This window comes from Streptomyces sp. NPDC054840 (genome assembly GCF_053611065.1).
The window spans coordinates 1-8213 of sequence record NZ_JBSGZP010000311.1 but is presented as its reverse complement, the minus strand read 5'-3'; the positions used below and the strand labels follow the sequence as shown (position 1 = coordinate 8213).

At 67.4% G+C, this 8213-nt stretch carries 7 protein-coding genes; all 7 read left to right on the top strand.

The window, feature by feature from the left end; all coding sequences use genetic code 11:
* The first annotated feature begins 349 nt into the window (after positions 1-349).
* The 7 genes from ccrA to pssA all read left to right on the top strand — a co-directional run bounded on the left by ccrA (position 350) and on the right by pssA (position 8187).
* A complete protein-coding gene (ccrA, locus tag ACWGIU_RS21650) occupies positions 350-1687 on the top strand; it encodes a crotonyl-CoA carboxylase/reductase (protein ID WP_453708140.1) in 1338 nt (445 codons plus the stop codon).
* Between the two features lie 31 nt (positions 1688-1718).
* On the top strand, positions 1719-3800 hold the full coding sequence (locus tag ACWGIU_RS21645; protein ID WP_453708138.1) for a protein meaA: 2082 nt from the start codon (positions 1719-1721) through the stop codon (positions 3798-3800).
* Positions 3797-4771 (top strand): HpcH/HpaI aldolase/citrate lyase family protein, encoded by a 975-nt coding sequence (locus tag ACWGIU_RS21640; RefSeq protein ID WP_453708136.1) that lies wholly within the window; start codon positions 3797-3799, stop codon positions 4769-4771. Before ACWGIU_RS21645 ends, ACWGIU_RS21640 begins: the two co-directional genes overlap by 4 nt.
* A 5-nt stretch (positions 4772-4776) precedes the next feature.
* Positions 4777-5289 carry a MaoC family dehydratase gene (locus ACWGIU_RS21635; protein ID WP_030010163.1) on the top strand — a complete coding sequence of 171 codons (513 nt, stop codon included), beginning with the start codon at positions 4777-4779 and terminating at the stop codon, positions 5287-5289.
* Positions 5290-5291: 2 nt separating this feature from the next.
* A complete protein-coding gene (locus ACWGIU_RS21630; RefSeq protein ID WP_189967951.1) occupies positions 5292-6497 on the top strand; it encodes an acyl-CoA dehydrogenase family protein in 1206 nt (401 codons plus the stop codon).
* Between the two features lie 186 nt (positions 6498-6683).
* The gene (locus tag ACWGIU_RS21625) at positions 6684-7340 is read left to right on the top strand and encodes a phosphatidylserine decarboxylase (protein ID WP_030010161.1); all 657 of its coding nucleotides are present in this window, start codon (positions 6684-6686) and stop codon (positions 7338-7340) included.
* Positions 7327-8187 (top strand): CDP-diacylglycerol--serine O-phosphatidyltransferase, encoded by an 861-nt coding sequence (pssA, locus tag ACWGIU_RS21620; RefSeq protein WP_453708134.1) that lies wholly within the window; start codon positions 7327-7329, stop codon positions 8185-8187. The genes ACWGIU_RS21625 and pssA overlap by 14 nt, the downstream gene beginning before the upstream one ends.
* Positions 8188-8213 lie beyond the last annotated feature (26 nt).

Here is an 8213-nt window from a genome sequence, read left to right as displayed (position 1 = left end):
CCCGTTCCGGGAGCGGCCGCTTTCGTATGTCCGGCTTGCCCCTACTCGCGGGTAACTCTGATCGATCATCGCTCATCGGTGCAGGTCAATCGGCAAATGAGAGAAAGTTTTGGCACGCGGTGCCTTGCCGGGTGACACGGGGTGCCATACGTTGAAGACGTCCGGATGTCCCCGCGACCCACGCCCACACGGCATGGAACGCGCCCCGGATTGCCTGCGTCACCAGGCATCGCACGCCTCACCACGGGCGTCGCCCAGCAGCACCGCACCGCCGGACCGACGGCACACCCGCACCACGCACCCCGTTCCCCTCAGCGCACCCTCACCAGCGCTAGCCGGAGGCTCTACCGTGAAGGACATCCTGGACGCGATTCAGTCGCAGTCCGCCACCGCCGCAGACTTCGCGGCCCTGCCGCTGCCCGACTCGTACCGCGCGATCACCGTGCACAAGGACGAGGCGGAGATGTTCGCGGGGCTGACGACACGCGAGAAGGACCCGCGCAAGTCCCTTCACCTGGACGACGTCCCGGTGCCGGAGCTGGGCCCGGGCGAGGCCCTGGTCGCCGTCATGGCCTCCTCGGTCAACTACAACTCCGTGTGGACCTCGATCTTCGAGCCCGTGTCCACCTTCAGCTTCCTGGAGCGCTACGGGCGCCTGTCGGAGCTCACCAAGCGCCACGACCTGCCCTACCACATCATCGGTTCCGACCTCGCGGGCGTCGTGCTGCGCACCGGCCCCGGCGTCAACGCCTGGAAGCCCGGCGACGAGGTCGTCGCCCACTGCCTCTCGGTCGAGCTGGAGTCCTCGGACGGCCACAACGACACGATGCTCGACCCCGAGCAGCGCATCTGGGGCTTCGAGACCAACTTCGGCGGCCTGGCCGAGATCGCCCTGGTCAAGTCCAACCAGCTGATGCCCAAGCCCGACCACCTCAGCTGGGAGGAGGCCGCCTCCCCCGGTCTGGTCAACTCCACCGCCTACCGCCAGCTGGTCTCCCGCAACGGCGCCGGCATGAAGCAGGGCGACAACGTCCTGATCTGGGGCGCCAGCGGCGGCCTCGGCTCGTACGCGACCCAGTTCGCGCTCGCCGGCGGCGCCAACCCGATCTGCGTGGTCTCCAGCCCCGAGAAGGCGGACATCTGCCGGGCCATGGGCGCCGAGGCGGTCATCGACCGCAACGCCGAGGGCTACAAGTTCTGGAAGGACGAGCACACCCAGGACCCGAAGGAGTGGAAGCGCTTCGGCAAGCGCATCCGCGAGCTGACCGGCGGCGAGGACGTGGACATCGTCTTCGAGCACCCGGGCCGCGAGACCTTCGGCGCGAGCGTCTACGTCACCCGCAAGGGCGGCACCATCGTCACCTGCGCCTCGACCTCCGGCTACAACCACGAGTACGACAACCGCTACCTGTGGATGTCCCTCAAGAGGATCGTCGGCTCGCACTTCGCGAACTACCGCGAGGCGTGGGAGGCGAACCGCCTGGTCGCCAAGGGCAAGATCCACCCGACCCTGTCGAAGGTCTACGCCCTGGAGGACACCGGCCAGGCCGCCTACGACGTCCACCGCAACCTCCACCAGGGCAAGGTCGGCGTCCTCGCGCTGGCCCCCGAGGAGGGCCTGGGCGTGCGCGATCACGAGCTGCGTGCGACGCACCTCGACGCGATCAACCGCTTCCGTAACGTCTGAGACCGTTCAAAGGCCTAAGGGACAGCCTGAGATGACAGAGCGCCAGAAGGACCGTCCGTGGCTCATGCGGACGTACGCCGGCCACTCCACGGCCGAGGCGTCCAACGAGCTGTACCGCCGCAACCTCGCCAAGGGCCAGACGGGTCTGTCGGTCGCCTTCGACCTGCCGACCCAGACCGGATACGACCCCGACCACATCCTCGCCCGCGGCGAGGTGGGCCGGGTCGGGGTCCCGGTCTCCCATCTGGGCGACATGCGCCGGCTGTTCCAGGACATACCCCTGGAGCAGATGAACACCTCGATGACGATCAACGCCACGGCCATGTGGCTGCTGGCGCTCTATCAGGTGGCCGCCGAGGAGCAGGGCGCGGACATCGCCCAGCTCCAGGGCACCACCCAGAACGACATCGTCAAGGAGTACCTCTCGCGCGGGACGCACGTCTTCCCGCCGGGGCCGTCCCTGCGGCTGACGACGGACATGATCGCGTACACGGTCAACCACATTCCCAAGTGGAACCCGATCAACATCTGCTCGTACCACCTCCAGGAGGCCGGGGCCACCCCGGTCCAGGAGATCTCGTACGCGATGTCCACGGCGATCGCGGTCCTCGACTCGGTGCGCGACTCGGGCCAGGTGCCCGAGGAGCGCTTCGGTGAGGTCGTCGCCCGGATCTCCTTCTTCGTGAACGCGGGCGTCCGCTTCATCGAGGAGATGTGCAAGATGCGCGCCTTCAGCCGCATCTGGGACAAGGTCACCCACGAGCGCTACGGCATCGAGAACGCGAAGCAGCGTCGCTTCCGTTACGGCGTCCAGGTCAACTCCCTGGGGCTGACCGAGGCCCAGCCGGAGAACAACGTCCAGCGCATCGTGCTGGAGATGCTCGCGGTCACCCTCTCCAAGGACGCGCGCGCCCGCGCCGTGCAGCTGCCCGCCTGGAACGAGGCGCTGGGTCTGCCCCGGCCCTGGGACCAGCAGTGGTCGCTGCGCATCCAGCAGGTCCTGGCGCTGGAGAGCGACCTGCTGGAGTACGAGGACATCTTCGCCGGATCCCACGTCATCGAAGCCAAAGTCGACTCCCTGGTCGCCGACTGCCTGGCCGAGATCGACCGGATCCAGGAGATGGGCGGCGCCATGGCGGCCGTCGAGTCCGGGTACCTGAAGTCCCAGCTGGTCTCCTCGCACGCCGAACGGCGGGCGCGGATCGAGGCCGGCGAGGACAAGATCGTCGGTGTCAACTGCTTCCAGCAGACCGAGGAGAACCCGCTCACGGCCGACCTGGACGGCGCCATCATGACGGTCGACAGCGCCGTGGAGGCGCTGACCGTCGAGCGCATCGGCCGCTGGCGCGCCGAGCGGCAGGAGTCCTCGGACCGCCAGGGGGACGGCGACCCGTACGTCTTCCCCACCACCCAGCAGGCGCTGGAGCGCCTCAAGGAGGCCGCGGCGGGCACCGAGAACCTGATGGAGGCCACGCTGGAGTGCGCCCGCGCCGGTGTCACCACCGGCGAGTGGTCCAGCGCCCTGCGCGAGGTGTTCGGCGAGTTCCGTGCCCCGACCGGGGTCTCCTCGGCCCCGGTCGCGGTCACCGCCGAGCCCGGTACGCCGATGCACGAGGTCCGCGAGAAGGTGTCCCGCACCGCCGACGAGCTCGGCTCGGGCCGGCTGCGCCTGCTCGTCGGCAAGCCCGGCCTGGACGGGCACTCCAACGGCGCCGAGCAGATCGCCGTCCGCGCCCGCGACGCCGGCTTCGAGGTGGTCTACCAGGGCATCAGGCTGACGCCGGAGGAGATCTCCTCCGCGGCGCTGGCCGAGGACGTGCACTGCGTGGGACTGTCCATCCTGTCCGGCTCGCACAGCGCTCTGGTCCCGGACGTCCTGGAGCGGCTGCGCGCGGCGGGGGCGGGTGACATCCCCGTCATCGTCGGAGGCATCATTCCGAACGCCGATGCCGTGACGCTCAAGGCCGCGGGTGTCGCCGCGGTCTTCACACCGAAGGACTTCGGCATCACGGAGATCATCGGCCGTATCGTCGACGAGATCCGCAAGGCCAACAAGCTCGCCCCCCTCGACATGAACAACGAATTCGTTGAAAGCACGGAGGTCCCCGCATGACCACGCCCGTCCACCCGGTGAACCGCCTTCGCCCGCGTCGCTCCTGCCTCGCGGTACCCGGCTCGAACCCGCGGTTCCTGGAGAAGGCCCAGGGCCTGCCGGCCGACCAGGTCTTCCTGGACCTGGAGGACGCCTGCGCGCCGCTCGCCAAGGAAGGCGCCCGCCACACGATCGTGGACGCGCTGAACAACGGCGACTGGACCGGCAAGACCCGCGTCGTGCGCGTCAACGACTGGACCACGCACTGGACCTACCGTGACGTCGTCACGGTGGTCGAGGGCGCCGGCCAGAACCTCGACTGCATCATGCTGCCGAAGGTCCAGGACGCCCAGCAGGTCGTGGCGCTGGACCTGCTGCTGACGCAGATCGAGAAGACCATGGGCTTCGAGGTCGGCAAGATCGGCATCGAGGCGCAGATCGAGAACGCCAAGGGCCTGGTGAACGTCGACGAGATCGCCGCCGCCTCGCCGCGGCTGGAGACCATCATCTTCGGCCCCGCCGACTTCATGGCCTCGATCAACATGAAGTCCCTGGTCGTGGGCATGCAGCCGCCCGGCTACCCGGCGGACGCCTACCACTACATCCTGATGCGGATCCTGATGGCGGCCCGCATGCACAACCTGCAGGCGATCGACGGTCCCTTCCTCCAGATCCGTGACGTGGACGCCTACCGCGAGGTGGCCGGCCGGGCCGCCGCGCTGGGCTTCGACGGCAAGTGGGTGCTGCACCCGGGCCAGGTCGACGCGGCCAACGAGGTCTTCTCCCCCTCGCAGGAGGACTACGACCACGCCGAGCTGATCCTCGACGCGTACGACTGGTGCACCTCGGAGGCCGGCGGCAAGAAGGGCTCCGCGATGCTCGGCGACGAGATGATCGACGAGGCCAGCCGCAAGATGGCCCTGGTCATCGCGGGCAAGGGCCGGGCCGGCGGGATGCAGCGCACCAGCAAGTTCGAGATCCCGGAGGCCTGAGTCCCATGCAGTTCGGACGTACGTACGAAGAGTTCGAGGTCGGGGCGGTCTACAAGCACTGGCCCGGAAAGACGGTCACCGAGTACGACGACCACCTCTTCTGTCTGCTGACCATGAATCACCACCCGCTCCACATGGACAGCAATTACGCCGAGAACACGACCGACTTCGGCAAGAACGTGGTCGTGGGCAACTACATCTACTCGCTGCTGCTCGGCATGTCCGTGCCGGACGTCTCGGGGAAGGCCATCGCCAACCTGGAGATCGAGTCCCTGCGGCACGTGGCGCCGACCTTCCACGGCGACACGATCTACGGCGAGACCACGGTCCTCGACAAGACCCCGTCGAAGTCGAAGAACGACCGCGGCATCGTCTACGTCGAGACCAAGGGCTACAAGCAGGACGGCACCCTCGTCTGCGTCTTCCGGCGCAAGGTGATGGTCCCGACCGAGACGTACATCAAGGAGCGCGGCGGCGAGCAGCCCGGCCGGCCCACGCTGAAGGAACAGGGGAAGTAGCCATGGCCCGACTCGCCCAGACCGCCGGGCTGACCGACGTCCAGCGGGAGATCCTCAAGACCGTCCGGGAGTTCGTCGACAAGGAGATCATCCCGGTCGCGACCGAGCTCGAACACCGTGACGAGTACCCGCAGCAGATCGTCGACGGCCTCAAGGAACTCGGCCTCTTCGGCCTGATGATCCCGGAGGAGTACGGCGGCCTGGGTGAGTCGCTCCTCACCTACGCCCTGTGCGTCGAGGAGATCGCCCGTGGATGGATGTCCGTCTCGGGCATCATCAACACACACTTCATCGTCGCGTACATGCTCAAGCAGCACGGCACGCAGGAGCAGAAGGACCACTTCCTCCCGCGCATGGCCCTGGGCGAGGTGCGCGGCGCGTTCTCGATGTCCGAGCCGGCGCTGGGCTCCGACGTGTCGGCCATCTCGTCCAAGGCGGTGAAGGACGGTGACGAGTACGTCCTGAACGGCCAGAAGATGTGGCTGACGAACGGCGGCAGCTCCACGCTGGTGGCCGTTCTCGTCCGGAGTGACGAAGGACACCCCGAGGGCACGGCGCCCCACAAGTCGATGACGACCTTCCTCGTCGAGAAGGAGCCCGGCTTCGGTGAGGTCCGTCCCGGCCTGACCATCCCCGGCAAGATCGACAAGATGGGCTACAAGGGCGTCGACACGACCGAGCTCATCATGGACGGACTGCGCATTCCGGCCAATCGGGTACTCGGCGGGCAGACGGGCCGAGGGTTTTACCAAATGATGGACGGGGTCGAGGTCGGCCGCGTCAACGTGGCGGCGCGTGGCTGCGGCGTCGCTCAGCGTGCTTTCGAACTGGGTGTCTCCTATGCCCAGCAACGTCACACTTTCGGCAAGCCGATCGCCGAACACCAGGCGATCCAGTTCAAGCTGGCCGAGATGGCTACCAAGGTCGAAGCCGCCCATGCCATGATGGTCAATGCAGCACGCAAAAAGGACTCCGGGGAACGAAACGACCTCGAAGCAGGGATGGCGAAGTACCTCGCCTCCGAGTACTGCAAGGAGGTCGTCGAGGACGCCTTCCGTATCCACGGTGGATACGGGTTCTCGAAGGAGTACGAGATCGAGCGTCTCTACCGGGAGGCCCCGATGCTGCTGATCGGTGAGGGTACCGCCGAGATCCAGAAAATGATCATCGGGCGACGCCTGCTCGAGGAGTACCGGCTTCAGGGCTGAAAGTCCCTTTTGCAGCGAATCATCCATGGGTTCGTTGCGAAAGGATCACTGGCAGTGACTGGCTGACCGTCATCGACTCGGCTTCTGGCTTGCCCAGTTGTTGCGCGCAACCGATAGCATTCCAGTAAAGCCGCCGTCCCGTCCCCCTGTTTGCGGCGCGGCAATCACCCGCTACGAAGGTCATCCATGCCCCACAGCCAAACCTCTGCACCTCGCGACAGCCTCCTTGGCGTACGCCTCGCGCGCGGAGCATCGCCGTGGCTTCTGCCGACCGTCGCCACCGCGGCGCTCAGCCTCACCCGGGCCCGCAAGTCCGGACGCTGGGCCGCGGCGGCCGTGCCCGCAACCGCGCTCGCCGCGGGCATGCTGTGGTTCTTCCGCGACCCCGAGCGTGAGATCGCTCAGGGCCGTGTCATCTCGCCCGCCGACGGTGTGGTGCAGAGCATCATGCCGTGGAAGGACGGACGGACCCGGGTCGCGATCTTCATGAGCCCGCTGAACGTCCACGTCAACCGTGCGCCCCTCGCGGGCACGGTGACGTCCGTGGAGCACATCCCCGGCGGATTCGTCCCGGCGTTCAACAAGGAGAGCGAGAACAACGAGCGCGTTGTCTGGCACTTCGACACCGAACTCGGTGACATCGAGATGGTGCAGATCGCCGGCGCCGTCGCCCGTCGCATCGTGCCGTACCTGCCGGCCGGAACCAAGGTGGAGCAGGGCGAACGCATCGGTCTGATCCGCTTCGGCTCCCGCGTCGACATCTACCTCCCCGAGGGCGTCGAGGTCGCGGTCGAGGTCGGTCAGGCCACCACCGCGGGGGTGACACGAATTGACCGTGACTGACCCTGAGACTCCGGCCGCGGGCTGGGTTCCCGAACCTGCCGAGGTGGAGTCCGCCGAGGACGACATGCCGCTCTCGCTGCGGCTGTCGATAGCGGACACCCTCACTCTCGGTAACGCGACGTGCGGATTCATGGCGGTGTACTTCACCACCACCGGAATCCTCATCCCGCACCTCACCGGCAGTGGCGAATCGGGCATGGCCCGTAACAGCGCCGCGACGGCAGTGATACTGATGCTGCTCGCCGCGGTCTTCGACCTCTTCGACGGCATCGTGGCCCGCAAGCTGCGCAGCTCGCCGATGGGTGCCGAACTGGACAACCTGTCCGACCTGATCAGCTTCGGCCTCGCGCCGGCCTACTTCGTGCTCGTGTACGGCATGGTCGCCGTCGACGCGCACCAGAAGATGTCGGCGCTGGCCGCGATCGTGGTGCTGCTCGCCGTGGTGCTCAGACTCGCGAGATTCAGCTGCGTGACGATGAAGGACGGCATGTTCCAGGGCATGCCGAGCCCCTTCGGCGCGCTCACGGTCGTCTCGATCGTGCTGCTGGAGCTGCCGTTCGTCCCGACGCTGCTGGCGATCATCGGGGTGGCCTGGCTGATGGTGAGCCGGGTCGAATACCCCAAGCCGCGGGGTGTTCTCGCGGTGGCGATGCTCTGCTGGATCATCAGCGCGATGGGGCTGCTGGCGGCCTGGGCGTTCGACGCCCCGGGCGGTCAGCTGCTGCTCCAGACCGGCTGCGCCCTGCAGATCGCGATGGCGGCGACCATTCCGCTCTTCGCGACGACCCGGAAGGCCAACACCTTCCGGCACAACCGCCGCGAGGCCCGCGCCACGACGCTGCGCTAGCTGTACCTGAGAGGGCCCCGGATGCC